Raw genomic sequence first — 20,110 nt, forward strand, 5'->3', positions numbered from 1 at the left:
TCATGTAATTGTTGACATCAGTGTGGCAACAATATATAACAATAACAAAATTTTGAATGGAGCTATCAGATGAAAGTTGACAGGCTTATTAGCATTATTATGATACTCCTTGATAAAGAGCGTATAGGTGCACAGGAATTAGCAGATATGTTTGAAGTTTCACCTCGCACAATCTACCGTGACATAGACACTATCAACATGGCGGGTATTCCTGTTCGCTCAATATCGGGAGTGGGTGGCGGCTTTGAAATTATGCCGAAATACAAAATTGATAATAAGTTTTTTTCAACTGCCGACCTTTCCGCTATATTGATGGGGCTTTCCGGTCTTTCAAACATGATACGAGGTGATGAACTGGCAAATGCTCTTGCGAAAATCAAGAGCTTTATCCCTGCCGACAGAGCGAAAGACATTGAAATAAAAGTAAATCAAATATATATTGATTTAAGTCCGTGGATGGGCAACAGAAACATACAGCTGTACTTAGAAATTGTCAAAACAGCTTTGCAGGAAAGCAGGCTGCTTTCGTTTGAATATGCAGACCGCTACGGAAATAAAACCACACGAATAGCCGAACCGTATCAGCTTGTATTGAAAAATAGTCATTGGTATTTGCAAGGGTATTGCCATAAAAGAAGTGATTATCGCTTGTTCAAACTATCCCGCATATCAAACCTACAAATGCAAGAGGAAACTTTTACACCACGAGATTATCAAAAGCCGATTTTAGACTTTACGGAAATTCTGGAAACAATGCAAACAAAAATCAAAATTCGTATTCATAAATCCGTGATGGACAGGGTACTTGATTTTTGCTCTTGTGAGGACTTTTCTCCAGATGGCAATGAGCATTACATTGTTAGTTTTCCTTTCATAGAGAACGATTACTACTACAATATTCTTTTAAGTTTTGGAGATAAATGCGAGTGTTTAGAGCCGTTATATATCCGCACAGAAATAAAGCGCAGAATACATGATATAGCTATCTTATACAAAAACTAAAACATGGATATTTTCATAGCAAAATAGAAAGGTGGCTATTCTGAGTTGATTTTAGCATCGCTACTGCGTAGGAAATATAAATAATCTCTCTACAACTTCCAATTTGCCTTGGGTTAGAATCATATTATAAAGAAGGTGGAATATGTCTGGAAACTCTAAAATACATTTCATACCTGCTATGCCTAAAAGGGAGAAAAGAGTTGCTATTTATGCTAGGGTAAGTACAAACGATGCGGAGCAATTAAAAAGTCTTGCTGTACAAGTATCTGCATTTACACGATTGGTAGCCTCCACTCCACAATGGCTACTGGTTGATGTTTACATGGATACAGCGTCTGGTAAATCTGGCACGGCAAGAAAAGAATTTGCCCGTATGCTTGAAGACTGTAAGGCACATAAAATAGAAATTATTCTTACGAAAAATATCAGTCGCTTTGGGCGAGATACCGTTGAGATGTTGGAGGCTTTAAATCAGTTAAAGGTTCTCGGTGTTCGTGTAATATTTGAACAAGAAGATTTGGATACTGCGAATACAGATAGTGACTTGATGATTTCTATTATAGAAGCAATTGCTCAATCAGAAAACGAATCAAGAAGTGAAAATATAAAATGGGGAATAAAACAACGAGCTGCCAATGGCAGTTCTAAACTTTACGATAGAAAGTGTTATGGCTATACACATGATTCTGATGGAAGCCTTATCACAGATGATATCGAGGCTAAAAATGTAAAAATGATTTTTAATCTTTATCTTCACGGCAAGAGCGTTCTTGGAATTCTTAAAGAGTTAGAACAGCGAGGGATCAAATCCCCTACCGGAAAAGACAAATGGTGTAAGCGTACCATTGATGTGATGCTGAGTAACGAGAAATATACTGGTACAGTTCGGCTTTTGGATTCCGATAAACATGAAGTTCAGTATATATCTGAGAATAATAATCCGGCAATTATATCAAAAGAAACGTTCCAAGCAGTGCAGATTGAAAAGGTTCACCGGAGTAATGTGACGCAAGTCGATAATGAAAACCAAAGGAAAAGCAAGAAATATAGTTCCAAAAAGTAAAATAGCCTAATCGGGATTGATTAACTCGACATGACAGAAATACTATTAAAACCGCTTAAGTACAGGGTTTTTACTGAAAAAAGTACAATGTGAAAAATAGCCTAAAAATTACATGTTGAGACGGTCTGTTTACTGACAAGAAAGTAAAGTATGCGAAGGATTGAAAACACTACGTTTTAAGAGTTCGAAAATATAAAATTAATTCTGTCCACTCGACTTTAGCCCTCGATAGACGTTCATGGGAACATATCGAGGCTTTTTTTATGGTGAAATTACAATTATAATTTGGCAGGGTAGAGTTGACAGACTAGATAATACCCATTTTTACATAGGTTAGGAGACAGGTTGGATAGAATACTCTAAGTTTGATCTAAATCCTTACCCTTCCAAACCTTGCGAAATATCAAAGAGAATTCCAATTAATACTTGACAAATAATACCTTACACTATATTATATAACTAAAGTTATATAATATAGTTTAAGGGGAGATTAACATGCCGCCAAAAACAAAATTTGATAAAAACGCTATTGTAGATGCAGCTTTAGAGATCGCAAAAGAAGAAGGTTTTTCCGGAATCACTGCCCGCAGTGTGGCGAAACGGCTTAATAGTTCGGTTGCTCCTATCTATGTCAATTTTGCTACTGTTGATGATTTAGTAGAGGCTGTGGTTCATCAGGTTTTTGCCATATCGGAAGAATTACTTGCAAAACAAAAAGGGCAAAGTATGTTTGAAAACATGGGGAAAGCCAGCCTGGCATTTGCCCGGGAGTATCCGATCTTGTTTCGGGAATTTTCAATACAGCCTAATCCATATATGGCTTCGTATGAAACCATAGAAAATGCCATGGTTGAGGCCCTGTCTGAAGATGAGGCTATGCGGGGTTGGACTCTTGAGGAACGTAAACGACTGCTTCTGAAATTGCGAGTTTTTCAAATGGGACTGTCGGTCATGGTGGCCAACGGTCATGTGCCCTCATGGCTCGATAATCAAGAGCTTGACGAGTTGCTTATGGAAGTAGGAGATGACGTATTGCTAGCGCATCAAATAAAACGAAAGGAGAATTTGTAATGAAAAAGATAGTTATTATTGGTGGAGGAGTCGCTGGATTAAGCGCAGGTATTTTTGCCCAAAAAAATGGTTTTGACAGCGTTATTCTGGAGAAACACCATACTTTAGGTGGAGAGTGTACCGGCTGGGATCGTCAGGGTTATCATATCGATGGCTGTATACATTGGCTAGTAGGCACAAAGGAAGGAACTCCTATCAAAAAGCTTTGGGAAACTGTAGGTGCTTTGGATGGAGTGGATATTTATGACCCCGAGAGCTTTATGGCTGTTGAACACGACGGCGTTACTGTACACTTCCATCGTGATATTGATAGAATCAAGTCGAGCTGGCTGGAGATATCACCGGAAGACAAAGACACCATAGAGGAGTTTTGCAAGGACATCAAGCAGTTGCAATCCTTTTCCCTTCCAGTTGAAAAGCCAATGGATATGATGAATATAATTGAAAAGATAAAGTATATCCTTTCAATGAAGGATGTTGGCCCAATCATGCAAAAATATGATAAGATCAGTGTCCAGGAACTCTCCAAGAAGTTCAAGCACCCGGCGCTGAGAGAAGCCATATCTTCCTTTATGCCGGAAGGAGAATACAGTGCTTCCTCAGTTATTTTTCCTCTCGGGACCTTTACCGGGGGGCAGTCTTCCATTCCTATTGGGGGTTCTAAGGCCTTAGCCATGCGCATGGTGGAAAGATATCTCTCCCTGGGTGGAACTGTCGAAGCCTCCAATGAAGTGGTGGATTTAGATATTGAAGGGGATACAGTACGGCGTATGAAATGTAAGAACGGCAAATCCTTCGATGCCGATTACGTTATTGTGGCCTGCGATGCCCAGGTGTTATATGAGCGGTTGCTAAAGGGACAATATCCTGATCCAGAGTTTCAGAAACGGTACAACAATCCCGAGGTTCATCCTTTGGCCTCAAATATCTATGTTGGAATTGGGTACGAGGGTACAATGGACGATATTCCCCGGACCCTTAAATTTCCTGTAGATTCACTGGATATCAACCAAAACCAGAAGCCAGTAGAGCATCTACAGATGACTCATTACGCTTACGAGCCAGGCTTTGCTCCAAAGGGACATACCGTGATAACCTTTGCCATTAATCAGTTCCAGGCGGAATTAGATGCGTGGGAAGTCTTGGCAAAAGACAGGGAAGCTTACACCTGGGAAAAAACCCGGATAGGTGAAGTAGTAATCCAGGCAATGGAAACTCGTTTTCCACATATGACTGGGAAGCTCAAATTACTTGATGTGGCCACCCCGCAAACCTACGAACGGTATTGCAACGCTTACCGCGGTGCCTTCATGGGCTTTTGGCCTACCATTCCCGGGAAGTCATTGGCTCACACCGGCTACATAAAGGGTCTAAGTAACATAGTCTTAAGTGGGCAGTGGTTGCAGCCACCAGGAGGGCTTCCCATAGCGTTGATTACTGGAAAAGACACAATTATGCGACTTTGTAAGAAAGTAAAACAGCCTTTTATTTGTGCTTAAATATACTTATCTTAAAATGATATAGAAACCAAGGAGTGATTATTGATGAGAAACTTACTATTAACGTTAGTGTTGTGCGTGGTGTTAGTCCTGGTTGGGGCGGTAAACGTCGCTGCGCAAAATCAAGTTACGCAGGGAGATAACACACAGACGAATGACCTAGAGAATTCCTCAGAGGCAATTATCGAAGATTTTTTCTCTAACATTACCCAATCTGTCGATGGTGCTATTCATGAGATTACGTCTATTTCAGGTAATGAGCTGTTTTTTTACCTGGGACGCCCCTTCATACCATTTATTAACTGGTACTGGTTCCTGGCAGCAAATTTTTTCTTTATGGTGATTTTTTTAGCCCTGGCCGTCCTAAATATTACTTTTTTCCCACGTAACGTCAAATTAGTGGGGCAGGCTATAACGACGGATCTTGGCCTGGTGTTAGGAAGGGGGCTTTTAGCTGCTATTCTGATGGGTCCCGCAATGCTACTTCTCGCAATTACAATTATAGGTATTCCTGCGGTAATGCTGCTCTTTGGGGCTGCTAGCATCATGGGTTATACTGCCATCGCTTGGATTATAGGTGAAAAGATGCTGAGAGGTAGCAACTCTATCGTCGCTACAGCAGTGGGAGTGCTACTTGTGGGAGTATTGACCATCGTTCCAGTACTAGGTTGGCTCCTTGCCTTGGTTCTTCTTATTGTTGCTCTGGGAGCAGTTGTGACCACCCGCTTTGGAACGGTTTCACCTAAGGGCAAAAAATGTGGTTGAGAATCTCAGTTAAGCAGATTTTGACATAATGCATCTACGGGTAATATGCCTGCCCACCCACAGCAGCCAAATTATATGGCTAGTGTGGGAAAATTGTTTACTTCAACAATTATCGGCATGGTATCTTTTGTCACTATTTGATATGTCACCAAAGCTTTCATGAATTTTAACAAGTCTTGGGTAGTAGCCACTACTCCACCACCGGAATAGTCAAGGCCGGCATACCCTTTAATATCATTTAATCTGGTTTCTTTAATAAAAAAATCAGCAGTAGGAAACTGGGGTTTTTCCGTTGGCTCGGAATAGTGATACATATATGAGTGCCTCATATCAAGAGATTCAAAAATGTATTTTGTTAATGCAGCATGAAATGGTTCACCGGTAATGCTTTCGATTATCAAACCCAACATCCCCGGGTTGGAAAAAGGTGCAGTTATTAAGCGGATAGATGGTATGGATATTGAATTATATATAAAAGAGATGCCTCCTTGGCTGCGATCAGGGTCAACAGCTAGACAACAACGGTATAGAGCATTTACTCATCTTTTAACTGTCACTTTAGAGGAAGAGAAAGTAGTTACCTTAAAGGCATTAGATGGAGAAATATATGAAATTGTTCTAAATGAAGAGCTTATTCATATTATTAATCCCGAAACAGCAAAAAGGGATGCAGTATCTCAATACACTCATAATATTAAAGGAGAAAGGCTTTCTTCAGGTATTGGCTTAATTGAAATCCCTACATTTCAAGGGGATAGAAGTAAGATGATCAAGGAGCTTGATGATGCATTAGGTAACCTTTTGGATGCTCCCGGAATTATAATAGATCTCAGGGGTAACGGTGGTGGTAGTACTTTTATAGCTCACCCAATAGCCGGGCGTTTTTTTGCGGAACCTTTTATTTATGGTGTAGAGTATTATAAAAATCGGTTGCCATTAAGAGGATGGGCAAAGGAGTATGAATTTGGAGTAAGGCCCCGGGGAGATACTTATGAAGGAGCCATAGCTGTTTTAGTAGACACAAGTAACATGAGTACGGCAGAAAACTTCATTGCTGCCATGAAAGATTCTGGGCGAGCTACAATTATAGGACGCCCTACCGCTGGCTCTAGTGGTAACCCTGTAACCTAGGTGGTCAAGCACGGTTTTCCACCGGAGATCTTCACAGGATAGATGGCCCTAGAATAGAGGGCGTAGGCTTTAAACCCTATATTTTGGTGGATTGGCAGATTGAAGATATTATTAAAGAAAGAGATCCTGATGTCAAGACAGCTGAGGACCACTTGTTGCAAAAGCTTTTTTCTACATTTTGAAAAGGATCAGAAGATATAACAAGCTTAAATAATATCTACTGTGTAATAAAAGACGGCGGTATTATTGTGCTCCGCCATCTTCATGGTAGCTTGGATTCAGTAAAATCTCTGTCAGTAGGTCTGGTTTAGTGTAATATACAAGAACATAAAGCAGATGTTTATATGTTAAAAAAGACACTTTTCCGGAAACTTTAATGGTATTGGAGGTATAAAAATGTTGAATAAAATTGAGGATGTTGAACTGAATAATTTTATAAAAGAATATGATAAGTGCTTTCTAGAAAGAAATATAGAAAAATTGAAATTATTTTATCCTGACGATAGTAGTGAATTAGTATATTTTGATAATCATAAAAATAATGATACATATTCGGTAGATGAGCATTTAAAATTATTAAATGATTTTTTTCAAAAAGGAAAAGAAACAGAATCAGGAGCAGTTGAAGAGCTGACAATGGAAAATGTTCATTATTTTAAGACAGAAAGTGCTGCTTGTATGTGTTTTTACGCTAGGTATAAGAGTTTTCCAAAACCAGCAGTAAGAACAACAATGTATTTAGAGAAAAATGGATGGAAATGGAAGATAAAGCATGTACATTGTTCATTTGAACCAGAAAAGTAGGTGAGCAAAATTAGGGCTTTGTTTGACTTACCGATATTGCAATATTACATTAATTGAGACTATGCCTGATTAGCTAGATACAGGATAGTTAAGTGTTGGATAGGCTACACTTAAATTGATTGACATGTTCCCTCATACGACGGTTTCTCTAAAAACAGCAAAAAACCGGTTGATATGTTTCCTCATACGCCGGGTATAAAAATCACCCTCTGACATCAATGCCATCAACTCGAGCCACGTTGAGACGGTCGTACTGCTGGAGAGAAAATAGCTTGAGAAATCAAGGGTTTCAGGGGATTATCATAAAGACAGTTTCATTTGCTTATAAAAGGATGTACATTGGCATTGGGTTATCGTTTAAGGTTTACTTCTTTAAAAATTGAATTATCTCCACTTTAATTATAAAATATAAAAAATTGTAAAAATAGACTATTTGTTCCCAGTTGCTACTGCTAAAATGCAATAGCACGTTATGCGATTTGTTGGAGGGGCATTATTATGGAATCCAAAGGAAATAATATGATTCCAGAAACAAAACTAAATGCAGTAAAAAAGCCTTAGAGGAGGAGGGAAACTAATGAGTTCCTTTGTGCTTGGTTTTCAGGATATTGACAAAACAAAACTCATGGTTGTTGGGGGTAAAGGCGCCAACCTGGGGGAACTTTCCAAGATTGAAGGAATACGCGTACCAGATGGCTTTTGTATTTCTACTGAAGCCTTTAAAAGAATTATTGGGGAAACGTTGTCGATTAACGAATTACTTGATCAGTTATCCCTTCTAAAGGTGGAAGACCGAAATAAAATCGGTGAACTTTGCGGTGAGATTCGTAGGGTCATCGAAGGGATAGCCATCCCTCAGGACATTAATGAAGAGATCACCCGTCACCTATCCAGGCTTGGAGAAAAAGATGCCTATGCAGTACGATCCAGCGCAACAGCAGAGGATTTACCGACGGCCTCCTTTGCCGGCCAGCAGGATACGTATTTAAACATTATCGGAAAAGAGGCAATCCTAAAGCATATCAGCAAATGTTGGGCTTCCCTATTTACGGGTCGTGCGGTAATTTACCGAATGCAAAACGGATTTGACCACAGCCAAGTTTACTTATCCGTTATCGTTCAAAAGATGGTTTTCCCACAGGCTTCAGGGATTTTGTTTACCGCTGATCCGATTACTTCTAACCGAAAGCTGCTATCAATCGATGCCAGTTTTGGACTTGGAGAAGCACTAGTCTCCGGCTTGGTATCTGCCGATTGTTATAAAGTACAGGAAGAGGAAATCGTCGATAAGATGATAGGAACCAAAAAAATGGCTATCTATGGACTTAAAGAAGGCGGAACAGAGACTCAGCAGATCCATCCTGATCAGCAAAAGACTCAAACACTTACTGATCAACAAATTTTACAACTGGCACGCCTAGGAAGAAAGATCGAAGCTTATTTCGGTTGCCCACAAGATATCGAATGGTGTTTGGCCAGGGGACATTCCTCCGACCTAGAAGCCGGCCAGTTAGATGAGGTATGTCCCCTTACCTTTTTTGTTGTCCAGAGTCGGCCAATCACTACTTTATACCCCATCCCTGAAGCGAATGATCAAGAAAATCACGTCTATGTATCTGTCGGTCATCAACAAATGATGACTGACTCCATGAAACCATTGGGAATGTCGATATTCCAGTTAACAGCTTTTCGACCCATGTATAAAGCTGGTGGAAGGTTGTTTGTTGATGTTACACATATGCTGGCTTTCCCTGAAAGCAGAAAAACGTTATTAAATACCATGGGACAACACAATCCGCTCATAAAAGACGCACTCATAGCCATAGTAGAGCGAGGAGATTTTATAAAATCGTTACCAGAAGATAAGAAAGAACAGAGTCCCAGTAAAAGCAATAAAGGTATTTCGTCTTCGGGGTCTCAAGCACAAATCGAAAACGATCCGACAATCGTTGCAGATTTGATAAAGAATAGTCAAACGTCGATAAAAGAGTTAAAACAGAACATCCAAACGAAATCAGGATCAGATTTATTTGATTTTATCCTAGAAGATATCCAGGTGTTAAAGAAGATTTTATTTGACCCACAAAGTTTAGGTGTGATTATGGCCGCTATAGATGCTTCATCATGGATCAATGAAAAAATGGATGAGTGGCTAGGTGAAAAGAACGTAGCAGACACACTTTCTCAATCTGTACCAGACAATATTACTTCGGAAATGGGTATGGAGCTACTGGGTGTCGCAGATGTGATTCGTCCTTATCCGGAAGTAATTGATTATTTACAACATGTTAAAGATGATAACTTTTTAGATGAACTGGTTAAGTTTGATGGTGGACAAGTTACCCAAGACGCTATCTATGCTTATCTCAACAAATACGGAATGCGATGTGCCGGAGAAATCGATATTACGAAAACTCGTTGGAGTGAAAAACCAACGACACTTGTCCCCTTGATTCTTAGTAATGTCAAAAACTTTGAGCCTAAGGCTGGCCAGCGGAAATTTGAGCAAGGGCAGCGTGTTGCTTTGCAAAAAGAAGAAGAGTTATTAGAGCGATTGAAGCAATTGCCGGAGGGTGAAGAAAAAGCCAAAGAAACCAAAGGAATGATCGACCTAATGCGGAATTACCTCGGTTATCGTGAATATCCAAAATACGGCATGATTAATCGCTACTTTGTTTATAAGCAGGCTTTAATGAAAGAAGCCGAACAACTCGTACAAGTGGGCGTTATTCATGAAAAAGAAGATATATACTACCTCACCTTTGAAGAACTTCGCGAAGTCGTAGGCACCCATAAACTGGATCGCCAGATCCTTAGGATTCGAAAAGACGAGTACAAATTATATGAAAAATTAACTCCCCCCCGGGTGATCACCTCTGATGGTGAAATAATTACAGGTCAGTACCAACGAGAAAATCTCCCAGCCGAAGCTATTATAGGTTTGCCTGTTTCTTCCGGAATTATAGAGGGACGGGCACGTGTCATCTTAAACATGGAAGATGCTTATCTAGAAGATGGAGATATATTAGTCACCTCCTTTACTGACCCTAGCTGGACACCATTGTTTGTATCCATAAAAGGTCTAGTCACTGAAGTTGGCGGACTGATGACCCATGGAGCAGTTATCGCCCGTGAATATGGCTTGCCAGCAGTTGTCGGAGTGGAAAATGCCACCAAACTGATAAAAGATGGGCAACGAATTCGCGTGCATGGAACAGAAGGGTATGTAGAAATCCTATAATGGGGAAGATGTTGTCTTCCTCCTGAGGAGTAAAATAAAAGATGAAAGCTAGGAAGGCGGCCCAATCAGGGTCGCTTTCTCAGAAGGAAAAAAGTAATTACATGAGCAAATTCATTATGTTGTCAATAGCTAAAGATTAGTCCCCCAGAATTTCACATAACTTTGTTGAAAATTCAAGCAGCAATACGTTTAGATTTGTTCAATCGGTCTACGGCCAATTTACAAAGAGTACACTTAGGGTATGCGATACCATTTTGGCGGAAACTAATTTATAGCTTCTGAAGTATTTATTTTACTAAGTCGTATTGATAGAGAGGAAATAGGTTGATATAAGGGCATTGAAGAATTTTAAGTTAATATTGAATAGTATTTTCATGTTCTCTCTAACTTATGGTTTGGGGGAATTGTTCTTTTATGGGGTCGTACTTTTACGCATAAAACAAATAAGCGAAAAGAATAAGCTTTTTGTGTACTGTTTATAGTAATAAAGGAAAACGACCCCCTTATAAGAAAAAATTTGTTAGGCTCACTACTTTATTCTGTTAAGTTGTTGTATACTAATGGTATTTATAAAAATGATTTCTCGTTTTGTTAAGTATGTTTTGTCTTAACATAAGAGTTTTTTTATACTTTATATTTAATTGGAGTGATTATGATGAATTGGTTAAGGAAGTTTATGGTTGGGAGATATGGAGGGGATCAGCTCTCTATTTTTTTATTTGTGTTATCAATAGTTTTAACATTGATAGGTCAACTTGCTGAAATACCAATATTAATGACAATAAGTTATATTCCTTTATTTGTGGCTATCTACAGAATCCTTTCAAACGACGTGCAAAAGCGCAGAATGGAGAATTATAAGTTTGCCATGCTTGTAAGTCCTATTTACTCTAAGTTAAAAAAAGCCCAAAATCGTATTAAAGGCTCAAAGACACATAAATATTTTAAGTGTGCCAAGTGTAAGACGATTCTGCGGGTTCCAAAAGGCAAAGGAAAAATCTTGGTTACATGCCCCAAATGTAAAACAAAGTTTACTACAAAGAAATAAGAAAAATAGTGTTTAGCAAAACTTAATGCAATAGGGAGAGGTTAGCTGTAGATGAGACTAATTAAGAAGTTATCAGGGAAAATTTTATATGCAATAGCTAGGACATTATCTATAATAATGGAAATTTTAATACAGCTAATAGAAACTGTAGTGTTATTTGTAAGAAGTGTATTTAAAGGTTGTGTAGCTTTAATAAGTATGGGTGGTTGTTTATTGTTTTTCTTGATTGTTGGTCCTTTGGGTTTTAGGATATTAATGGATCCTGTTACGCTATATACTATATTGTTCTTATTAATATTGTCAACAATTGGTGTTAAATTTGTATATTATTTGAAGTATCTAAAATTTATTACAACCGGATTTCTATTTAATCTTGCCAATTACCTTATGGATGGGATGAATTATCAATATAAATCTTTAAGTGAATACAAAGTGGCTTACAAAAAAGCAGAAGAGGAAAGGAAAAGAAGAGAACAACAACGTTATTATGAGCAGCAAAGACAATGGGGAGAACGAATTAAACAACAATGGCATCAACAAAATTCCCAAAGATGGCAAGGTAGCAACGGTGATTATGGTGGCCAGGGTAGTTTCCAGTATGGTTATTTAAATCCGAGTGCTGAGTTTAAAAATAAGTATGAAAGAAGTTCTGATGTTTTAGGTGTGTCATATGATGTAGATAAAAATCAAATTAAATTGGCATATAGAAGAAAGGCAAAAGAGTATCATCCAGATCTGAACAAAGTTCCAGGTGCAACAAAGATGTTTCAAGAAATCAATGATGCATATGAGTTTTTGAATGATGATAATATACAAAGGTATAAAAATGTTCAAAAGAATGAATAAACGGAAAATTTGGCGGTTGGGGTGATTCACCTTAACCGGTTTTTTTATAATAGTTATATTTGTTGTGATGTTGCAATTAACGGTAAACAATCAAGAGGTATTAAAGGGGTATGTTTGTTATTAAAGAGTATCTTGTCGAAGATAGTGATAAATCGAAGGGGAGAAGAAGGAGAATCAAAAACTACAAAGAATATAGGATATGCAAGATAATGGAAAATGTGAATAAGATAGACTAAAAAGTAGTTTTAATTTTTAGGAGTGATTATACAATGAAGGCCTTAGTAAAAAAATATTCAAAGCCTGGTCTTTGGTTGGATGAAGTAGAAATACCTAAGGTTGGTAAAAATGATGTATTGGTAAAAATAAAGAAAACAGCAATCTGTGGGACAGATGTTCATATTTATCAATGGGATGAGTGGTCACAAAAAACTATACCAGTACCAATGATCATAGGCCATGAATTTGTGGGTGAAGTAGTGGACTTTGGGGAAAATGTACATGATGTAGAAATCGGTGAAATTGTATCAGGTGAAGGACATGTGGTTTGTGGACAATGTCGTAATTGTTTGGCTGGCAGACGCCATCTCTGTAATAAAACTAGTGGGATAGGTGTCAATCGCCCTGGTGCATTTGCAGAATACCTGTCCATACCAGTAACCAACATATGGCGCTGTGATCCAAAAATTCCTCTAGATGTGCTGGCTTGTTTTGATCCATTTGGTAATGCAGTACATACTGCCCTTAGCTTTGATGTTCTAGGTGAGGATGTTTTAATAACAGGTGCTGGACCCATTGGAATTATGGCAGTAGCAGTAGCCAAACATGCTGGTGCACGATACATCGTGGTTACAGATGTGAATGAATATCGTTTGGATTTGGCTAGAAAAATGGGAGCCACCAGAACTATCAATATCAAGGAAAGTAGTATTGAACAAGCCTTTAAAGATTTAGGTATGAAAGAAGGTTATGATGTTGGTATGGAAATGTCGGGCAACGCCTCAGCTTTTCAAAATCTTATCCAAAATATGTGCCATGGGGGTAAAATTGCAGTCCTAGGGATTCAACAACCAGACACCATTATTGACTGGAACACCTTGGTATTTAATGGCTTGACAATTAAAGGGATTTACGGACGTGAAATGTATGAAACTTGGTACAAAATGACATCTATGATTCAATCCGGTTTAGATATTACTCCAGTCATTACACATCATTTTCATTATACGGATTATCAAAAGGCATTTGAAACAATGGCTTCTGGACAGTCAGGAAAAGTTATTCTTGAGTGGAGTTAGTATTAGAAAAGAATGATTGCTATATAGGAGGTATAAACAAAATGAATGAAACCTTAAACAAGGTGTTAGGAGAAAAAATTGCAGACTTACAGGAACAAAAATTATTTAGAGACCTTAAGGTGATAGAGAGTGCTCAGGGACCTAGAGTGATCATTGCCGGAAAAGAAGTAATTAATCTCTCATCAAATAATTATCTAGGACTGGCAACTCACCCAAAAATGGTTGAAAAAGCAGTAGAAGCAACCAAGGAGTTAGGTGTAGGTTCGGGTGCAGTTAGAACAATAGCTGGAACATTAAAAATCCATCAGGAGCTAGAAGAAAAGCTTGCAAAATTTAAGCATACAGAGGCAGCCTTAGTTTTCCAATCTGGCTTTACATGTAATATGGGAGTGATTGAGCCTCTACTTTCAAAAGAAGATGTTATTATAAGCGACGAATTCAATCATGCTAGTATCATAGATGGTATTAGACTAAGTAAAGCTGCTCGTAAAATATTCAAACATAGTGACATGGAGTCTTTGGAAGAACAACTCAAAGCATCAAACAGTTATAGGTTGAAATTAATTATCACAGATGGAGTATTCAGTATGGATGGTGATATAGCTAAACTACCAGAAATTGTAGACTTAGCTGAAAAATATGATGCTTTTGTAATGGTAGATGATGCACATTCAAGTGGAGTTTTAGGATCTAATGGCAGGGGTAGTGTAGACCATTTTAAACTTAATGGAAGAGTAGATATCCAGGTAGGCACTTTATCTAAGGCAGTAGGGGTATTAGGTGGTTATATTGCAGGAAGTAGAAGGCTAATAGATTTCCTAAGACATAAGGGGCGTCCATTTCTTTTTAGTACTTCTCATCCACCAGGAGTAGTGGCAGCTAATATTGCAGCTATCGATGTACTTTTGGAGGAACCAGAATTGATTGATAAGCTATGGGAGAATACTAGATATTTTAAGAATGCATTAGATCAGTTTGGATTTAATACTGGGAAAAGTGAAACTCCTATAATCCCAATTATTGTTGGTGAGGGTGCCTTAGCTATGTCATTAAGTGATGCTTTATTAGAGGAGGGGGTGTTTTGTACAGGAATTGGCTTTCCTACTGTCCCACAAGACAAATCACGAGTACGTACGATTGTAACTGCTACTCATACAAAAGCTGATCTAGATAGAGCAGTAGAGGCTTTTGCTAAGGTAGGTAGAAAGCTTGAATTATTTTAAACTAGCAGCTTAAATTAATAGTATGAGTATTTTGAAAAAAGTATTGTTAGATTATGGAATGTGCATTATAATTGGAAATATATAGTTATATATTTATATCCTGAAGTAATAAGTACATAATGTTCTAAAAAAATGAGGGGGTTTTCTATTTGAAAAAGTATTTATTGATTTTAATGGTAATGCTTCTAGTCTTATCATTAGGACTTGGCGGATGTGGTAGTCCAGCAGAAGAAAATGAGGGAGAAGAAGCACCAGAAGTAGTAGAGGAGGATGTAATTAAAATTGGAGTATTCCAACCTTTAACTGGTGCCAACGCTGCCGGTGGTGAACTTGAGGTAGAAGGTGTTGAGTTAGCAAACGAGTTATACCCAGAGGTATTAGGTAAAAAGGTTGAACTTGTTGTTGTTGACAACAGATCTGATGTTCAAGAAGCTGCTAGTGCTGCAAACAGATTGATAGAAAGAGATCAGGTTACTGCAATTATAGGAAGTTGGGGTAGTGGTTTTTCTATGGCAGCAGGAGATTCTGTTAGAGATAATCAAATACCAGCAGTAGCGGCATCTGCTACAAATCCTTTAGTAACAGCAGGGAACGACTATTATTTCAGAGTATGCTTTATCGATCCTTTCCAAGGAGTAGTTATGGCTAATTATGCATATAACAATCTTGGTGCTAGAAAAGCTGCTATTGTTCGAGAGATTTCTAATGACTATGCAGTTGGACTAGGAAAATTCTTTGAAGATGCTTTTATTGAGTTAACTGGAGATCCTGATTCAATAGTGGCAATCGCTGATTATCAAACAGGTGACCAAGATTTTACTTCACAATTATTGAATGTAAATGCTCAAAATCCAGATGTCATCTTTGCACCAGGGAACTTTACTGAGTCTGCATTAGTTGTTCGTCAAGCCAAAGAACAGGGGATTGATGTTCCGTTTATCGGTGGAGATACCTGGGAAACACCTGAATTTATTGATATCGGTCAAGAGCATGTTGAAGGAGTTGTATTCTCAACCTTCTTTACATCAGAAGTACCGATTACTGCAGAATCAGAAACATTCTTAGCAGAATATAGAAGCAGATACGATAAAGAGCCTGCTGCTGTTACAGCACTTGGATATGATGCTTATATATTAATCCTTGATGCTATTGAGAGAGCTGGCGAAGTAGATCCTGTAAAAATTAGGGATGAGATTGCTAAGACATCTGGTTTTGAAGGTGCGGCAGGAATCATTACCTTGGATGAAAATGGAGATGCTGTAAAGAGTGCTGTTATCAAAACAGTTAAAGATGGTAATTTTGTTTACATGGATACCGTTGAACCATTTTAGTATAACAAATGATGTTGTGCTTCTCTTCAATTAGGTGGGGAAGCACAATGATCTTCAATATATTGCTAAGACTCCCACTTTACCAAAAGTGCGGGTCTTAGCAATATGTCTTTGATAAAGTAAAACTTTTAACAGATAAACGTAATTAAAGTCAGTTGAAGTAAAATCCCCCTAAACTAAGTCTCATTTTATGCAAATTAAAACTAGGTGGTGGACTTATGACTTTTGATTTATTTCTGCAATATTTAACAAATGGAATTTCATTAGGAAGTTTGTATGCACTTATCGCCATCGGCTATACCATGGTTTACGGCATACTTAAGTTAATTAACTTTGCCCATGGTGAAATATTCATGATGTCAGTGTACTTTGCTTTTTATGGAGTTGCAGTTTTTAGCATGCCTTGGTATGTATCTGCTATTGTTGCCATCGCCATAACGGCACTTTTAGGTATGGGGATGGAGAGAGCCGCATATAAACCTCTTAGAGAATCTCCAAGAATTACTATTATGGTATCAGCTATTGGAGCATCCTTTTTTTTGCAAAACCTCGCTGTTGTTTTATTTGGTGGTAGACCAAAAGCTTTTCCAGATATAAGCCTTTTGACAGATATTATGCATGTGGGTGCTGTAACCTTTCAAAGGCTAACCGTAATTATACCAGTTGTAACAACTATTTTATTATTTATGTTGCTTTATTTAGTAAATAACACAAAAACAGGTATGGCTATGAGGGCGGTATCAAGGGATTATGAGACAGCTAGACTTATGGGTGTAGATGTCAATAGAACCATAACTATAACATTTGGAATAGGTTCTATACTCGCTGCCATAGGAGGAATTATGTGGGGAGCAAAATTTCCGCAAGTTGCACCTTTTATGGGAGTAATGCCAGGGCTTAAATGCTTTATCGCTGCAGTTGTAGGTGGGATAGGCAATATTACAGGTGCAATAATAGGTGGGTTAATTTTAGGTATTGGTGAAATTATGCTAATTGCTTTTATACCCGATTTGACTGGCTATCGTGATGCCTTTGCATTTATTTTGTTAATTGGAATTTTATTATTCAGACCTACTGGCATCATGGGCGAAAAAATATCGGAGAAGGTGTAGACTATGAAAAAGAGGGATACTATCTTAACCGTCCTATTTATTGCTTTGTTAGCGGTATTTCTTTGGCAAGCTGGGAACCATCTTGATTCCTATAAGATAAGAATATTGAATTTATGTGCTATATATGCAATTTTGGCGCTGAGTCTAAACTTAATAAATGGATTTACTGGACTTTTATCCTTAGGACATGCTGGATTTATGGCGGTAGGAGCATATACAACTGCGCTACTTACTATGTCTGAAGCTACAAAAGAACAGAATTTTTTCCTTGTGCCTATAGTGGAACCATTAGCCTCAATTACACTTCCATTTCTTTCAGCTTTAATAATAGGAGGATTATTATCTGCTTTTGTAGCCTTTTTAATAGGTGCTCCAACTTTGAGACTCCGAGGGGATTATTTAGCTATTGCGACATTAGGTTTTTCTGAAATTATAAGAATTATATTTACAAATACACAAAGCATAACCAATGGACCCTTGGGATTAAAATCTATTCCGAATAATACGAATCTTTGGTGGACCTTTGGACTAGCACTTGCTACTTTTATTTTGATAAAGGCATTAATAGATAGCAGCTACGGTAAAGCACTTAAAGCTATACGGGAAGATGAAGTTGCAGCTGAAAGTATGGGTATCAGTCTCTTTAAACATAAGATGATTGCCTTTATGATAGCTGCTTTTTTTGCTGCCGTAGGTGGTGGGTTATTAGGAAGCTTAATTGGTGCTATTAATCCGATTATGTTTAGGTTTATATTAACCTTTAATGTATTGCTGATAGTTGTAATGGGTGGCATGGGTAGCATGACCGGATCTGTTATTTCTGCCTTTGTTGTAACGTCAGGGTTGGAGTATTTAAGGGTATTAGATGAAAACATCAATCTAGGATTTATCAAACTAGCTGGTATTCCAGGACTTAGAATGGTTGTATTTGCAGGACTACTTATGATTGTAGTTATATTCTTTAAAAATGGATTAATGGGAACTAGGGAATTTACTTGGAATAAACTCATTAACTTCTTTACTATTAAAAAGAAGTTTAGAAAGAAGGAGGTGGGACAATAATGGCAATATTAAAAACCGATGCAATAACCATGCGGTTCGGCGGACTAGTTGCTGTAAATGAGTTTAGCTTGAATATTGAGAAAGGTGAAATAGTTGCTGTTATTGGTCCTAACGGTGCTGGAAAAACTACTGCCTTTAATATGATAACAGGAGTATATTGTCCTACACAGGGAGATATATACTTTGATGGGAAAAAAATAACTGGGTTGAAACCCCATACCATTACAAAATATGGCATGGCTAGGACGTTTCAAAACATTCGACTCTTTAAGGAACTAAGTGTGTTGGATAATGTAGTTATTGCAAATCATCTTCATTTAAAAGCAAATTTACTACAATCTATTTTAGGTAACACCTATCCCGACATTTTAGATAGGTTTTGGCAGCCTAAATACAAAAAGGAAGAAAAAAGGATTTTGGAAAAATCTCATATGCTTTTGGAAAAGGTAGGCTTAATTAATTTTATTGATGAAAAAGCTGATAGTTTGCCCTATGGTCTCCAGAGAAAGCTGGAAGTAGCTAGAGCCTTAGCTACCAATCCAAAGCTATTATTATTAGACGAACCTGCAGCTGGGATGAATCCAAAAGAGACTAGTGATTTAACAAGCTTTATAAGACAAATAAGAGATGATTTTGATCTAACAATCATTTTGATAGAACATCATATGCAGGTTGTTATGGATATCTCTGATAGGATATATGTTTTAGACTATGGAATTAATATAGCTGAAGGCAATCCCTATGATATACAAAACAATGAAAAGGTAATACAAGCTTATTTGGGGGTGGCTGACGATGCTTAAAATAGAAGATTTAAGGGTTGCTTATGGAGGTATTCAAGCTTTAAAGGGCATAAGCCTTGAGGTGGAGGAGGGGAAAATTGTTGCCCTAATTGGTGCCAATGGTGCTGGTAAAAGCACTACCCTTCGTTCTATTGTAGGTTTAGTAAAACCTCAAAGCGGTAACATAATCTATCGTGGTGAAAACCTATCTAAGGTAGAGGCGAAGGATATGGTGAAGAGGGGTATTACTTTAGTGCCAGAGGGCAGAAGGGTTTTTGGTAACTTAACAGTACTGGAAAACCTAAAAATAGGTGCTTACTATAGAACAGATGAAGCAAATATTAAACAAGACTTAGAATGGATTCATTCCTTGTTTCCAATATTAAAGGAGAGATCATGGCAACAGGCTGGAACCTTGTCTGGGGGAGAACAACAGATGCTAGCGGTAGGTAGAGCCTTAATGTCGAGACCCAAGCTATTAATGATGGATGAACCATCCCTAGGATTGGCACCATTAATTGTTAAAGAGATTTTTAATATTATACAAAAAATTCATAAAGAAGGAGTTACTATTCTTCTAATTGAACAAAATGCTAATATTGCCTTGAAAATTGCAGATACGGCATATGTTATGGAAACTGGAAAGATTACCATACAAGGAAACGGTAAGGATCTTTTAACAAATGAGGATGTGAAAAAGGCTTACCTTGGAGAAAGTGTACACAGTTAAGAAAAGAATCTCTAAATTCTCTGTTGAGAGTTTAGAGATTTTTTAATCAATGCAATTTAGAAAGAATTTTTTCCTTCTAAAAGTCCGACATTTTATCTTGACTAT

General features: G+C 37.8%; 18 protein-coding genes. 17 read left to right on the top strand and 1 reads right to left on the bottom strand.

What is annotated here, in order from left to right; translation table 11 throughout:
* The first annotated feature begins 69 nt into the window (after nucleotides 1–69).
* From APF76_12385 to APF76_12405, 5 genes are all read left to right on the top strand, one after another.
* Entirely contained in the window at nucleotides 70–1,002 is a 933-nt protein-coding gene (locus APF76_12385; protein ID KUO53599.1) for a transcriptional regulator, read from the top strand.
* A gap of 142 nt (nucleotides 1,003–1,144) precedes the next feature.
* Nucleotides 1,145–2,065, top strand: a complete 921-nt coding sequence (locus APF76_12390) for a resolvase (GenBank protein ID KUO53600.1) — start codon at nucleotides 1,145–1,147, stop codon at nucleotides 2,063–2,065.
* A 495-nt stretch (nucleotides 2,066–2,560) separates the two neighbouring features.
* A complete protein-coding gene (locus tag APF76_12395) occupies nucleotides 2,561–3,136 on the top strand; it encodes a TetR family transcriptional regulator (GenBank protein ID KUO53601.1) in 576 nt (191 codons plus the stop codon).
* Complete coding sequence (locus APF76_12400; protein KUO53602.1) at nucleotides 3,136–4,635, top strand: FAD-dependent oxidoreductase; 1,500 nt, start codon at nucleotides 3,136–3,138, stop codon at nucleotides 4,633–4,635. The genes APF76_12395 and APF76_12400 overlap by 1 nt, the downstream gene beginning before the upstream one ends.
* Before the next feature lie 45 nt (nucleotides 4,636–4,680).
* A complete protein-coding gene (locus APF76_12405; GenBank protein ID KUO53603.1) occupies nucleotides 4,681–5,400 on the top strand; it encodes a hypothetical protein in 720 nt (239 codons plus the stop codon).
* Nucleotides 5,401–5,471: 71 nt separating this feature from the next.
* Here the strand turns inward: APF76_12405 and APF76_12410 are convergent, their stop codons facing one another.
* Nucleotides 5,472–5,801 (bottom strand): hypothetical protein, encoded by a 330-nt coding sequence (locus APF76_12410; GenBank protein ID KUO53604.1) that lies wholly within the window; start codon nucleotides 5,799–5,801, stop codon nucleotides 5,472–5,474.
* Between APF76_12410 and APF76_12415 the strand changes: the two genes are divergently transcribed.
* From APF76_12415 to APF76_12470, 12 genes are all read left to right on the top strand, one after another.
* Nucleotides 5,785–6,531 carry a hypothetical protein gene (locus APF76_12415; protein KUO53605.1) on the top strand — a complete coding sequence of 249 codons (747 nt, stop codon included), beginning with the start codon at nucleotides 5,785–5,787 and terminating at the stop codon, nucleotides 6,529–6,531. The two genes, APF76_12410 and APF76_12415, sit on opposite strands and share 17 nt — an antisense overlap.
* Nucleotides 6,532–6,927: 396 nt before the next feature.
* On the top strand, nucleotides 6,928–7,335 hold the full coding sequence (locus APF76_12420; GenBank protein ID KUO53606.1) for a hypothetical protein: 408 nt from the start codon (nucleotides 6,928–6,930) through the stop codon (nucleotides 7,333–7,335).
* 577 nt (nucleotides 7,336–7,912) lie between these two features.
* Nucleotides 7,913–10,576 carry a phosphoenolpyruvate synthase gene (locus tag APF76_12425; GenBank protein ID KUO53607.1) on the top strand — a complete coding sequence of 888 codons (2,664 nt, stop codon included), beginning with the start codon at nucleotides 7,913–7,915 and terminating at the stop codon, nucleotides 10,574–10,576.
* A gap of 655 nt (nucleotides 10,577–11,231) precedes the next feature.
* Complete coding sequence (locus APF76_12430; GenBank protein ID KUO53608.1) at nucleotides 11,232–11,624, top strand: hypothetical protein; 393 nt, start codon at nucleotides 11,232–11,234, stop codon at nucleotides 11,622–11,624.
* 51 nt (nucleotides 11,625–11,675) lie between these two features.
* The gene (locus tag APF76_12435; protein KUO53609.1) at nucleotides 11,676–12,470 is read left to right on the top strand and encodes a molecular chaperone DnaJ; all 795 of its coding nucleotides are present in this window, start codon (nucleotides 11,676–11,678) and stop codon (nucleotides 12,468–12,470) included.
* Nucleotides 12,471–12,739: 269 nt separating this feature from the next.
* Nucleotides 12,740–13,765, top strand: a complete 1,026-nt coding sequence (tdh, locus tag APF76_12440; protein ID KUO53610.1) for an L-threonine 3-dehydrogenase — start codon at nucleotides 12,740–12,742, stop codon at nucleotides 13,763–13,765.
* A 41-nt stretch (nucleotides 13,766–13,806) separates the two neighbouring features.
* On the top strand, nucleotides 13,807–14,988 hold the full coding sequence (locus APF76_12445) for an 8-amino-7-oxononanoate synthase (protein KUO53611.1): 1,182 nt from the start codon (nucleotides 13,807–13,809) through the stop codon (nucleotides 14,986–14,988).
* A 149-nt stretch (nucleotides 14,989–15,137) separates the two neighbouring features.
* On the top strand, nucleotides 15,138–16,319 hold the full coding sequence (locus APF76_12450; GenBank protein ID KUO53612.1) for a branched-chain amino acid ABC transporter substrate-binding protein: 1,182 nt from the start codon (nucleotides 15,138–15,140) through the stop codon (nucleotides 16,317–16,319).
* Between the two features lie 218 nt (nucleotides 16,320–16,537).
* Nucleotides 16,538–17,431 (top strand): ABC transporter permease, encoded by an 894-nt coding sequence (locus APF76_12455; GenBank protein ID KUO53613.1) that lies wholly within the window; start codon nucleotides 16,538–16,540, stop codon nucleotides 17,429–17,431.
* 3 nt (nucleotides 17,432–17,434) lie between these two features.
* The gene (locus tag APF76_12460; GenBank protein KUO53614.1) at nucleotides 17,435–18,493 is read left to right on the top strand and encodes an ABC transporter permease; all 1,059 of its coding nucleotides are present in this window, start codon (nucleotides 17,435–17,437) and stop codon (nucleotides 18,491–18,493) included.
* A complete protein-coding gene (gene livG, locus APF76_12465; protein KUO53615.1) occupies nucleotides 18,493–19,296 on the top strand; it encodes an ABC transporter ATP-binding protein in 804 nt (267 codons plus the stop codon). Before APF76_12460 ends, livG begins: the two co-directional genes overlap by 1 nt.
* Nucleotides 19,289–20,005 (top strand): ABC transporter ATP-binding protein, encoded by a 717-nt coding sequence (locus APF76_12470; GenBank protein KUO53616.1) that lies wholly within the window; start codon nucleotides 19,289–19,291, stop codon nucleotides 20,003–20,005. The genes livG and APF76_12470 overlap by 8 nt, the downstream gene beginning before the upstream one ends.
* The last annotated feature ends 105 nt before the right edge of the window (nucleotides 20,006–20,110 follow it).

Origin of the sequence: Desulfitibacter sp. BRH_c19 (assembly GCA_001515945.1) — a bacterium.
Classification (GTDB): Bacteria; Bacillota; DSM-16504; order Desulfitibacterales; family Desulfitibacteraceae; genus Desulfitibacter.

Excerpts from the sequence above, each read along its gene's own strand:
- APF76_12385 (KUO53599.1), top strand. The coding sequence starts at position 70 with ATGAAAGTTGACAGGCTTATTAGCATTATTATGATACTCCTTGATAAA.
- APF76_12390 (KUO53600.1), top strand. The coding sequence starts at position 1,145 with ATGTCTGGAAACTCTAAAATACATTTCATACCTGCTATGCCTAAAAGG.
- APF76_12395 (KUO53601.1), top strand. The coding sequence starts at position 2,561 with ATGCCGCCAAAAACAAAATTTGATAAAAACGCTATTGTAGATGCAGCT.
- APF76_12400 (KUO53602.1), top strand. The coding sequence starts at position 3,136 with ATGAAAAAGATAGTTATTATTGGTGGAGGAGTCGCTGGATTAAGCGCA.
- APF76_12405 (KUO53603.1), top strand. The coding sequence starts at position 4,681 with ATGAGAAACTTACTATTAACGTTAGTGTTGTGCGTGGTGTTAGTCCTG.
- APF76_12415 (KUO53605.1), top strand. The coding sequence starts at position 5,785 with ATGCTTTCGATTATCAAACCCAACATCCCCGGGTTGGAAAAAGGTGCA.
- APF76_12420 (KUO53606.1), top strand. The coding sequence starts at position 6,928 with ATGTTGAATAAAATTGAGGATGTTGAACTGAATAATTTTATAAAAGAA.
- APF76_12425 (KUO53607.1), top strand. The coding sequence starts at position 7,913 with ATGAGTTCCTTTGTGCTTGGTTTTCAGGATATTGACAAAACAAAACTC.
- APF76_12430 (KUO53608.1), top strand. The coding sequence starts at position 11,232 with ATGAATTGGTTAAGGAAGTTTATGGTTGGGAGATATGGAGGGGATCAG.
- APF76_12435 (KUO53609.1), top strand. The coding sequence starts at position 11,676 with ATGAGACTAATTAAGAAGTTATCAGGGAAAATTTTATATGCAATAGCT.
- tdh (KUO53610.1), top strand. The coding sequence starts at position 12,740 with ATGAAGGCCTTAGTAAAAAAATATTCAAAGCCTGGTCTTTGGTTGGAT.
- APF76_12445 (KUO53611.1), top strand. The coding sequence starts at position 13,807 with ATGAATGAAACCTTAAACAAGGTGTTAGGAGAAAAAATTGCAGACTTA.
- APF76_12455 (KUO53613.1), top strand. The coding sequence starts at position 16,538 with ATGACTTTTGATTTATTTCTGCAATATTTAACAAATGGAATTTCATTA.
- APF76_12460 (KUO53614.1), top strand. The coding sequence starts at position 17,435 with ATGAAAAAGAGGGATACTATCTTAACCGTCCTATTTATTGCTTTGTTA.
- livG (KUO53615.1), top strand. The coding sequence starts at position 18,493 with ATGGCAATATTAAAAACCGATGCAATAACCATGCGGTTCGGCGGACTA.
- APF76_12470 (KUO53616.1), top strand. The coding sequence starts at position 19,289 with ATGCTTAAAATAGAAGATTTAAGGGTTGCTTATGGAGGTATTCAAGCT.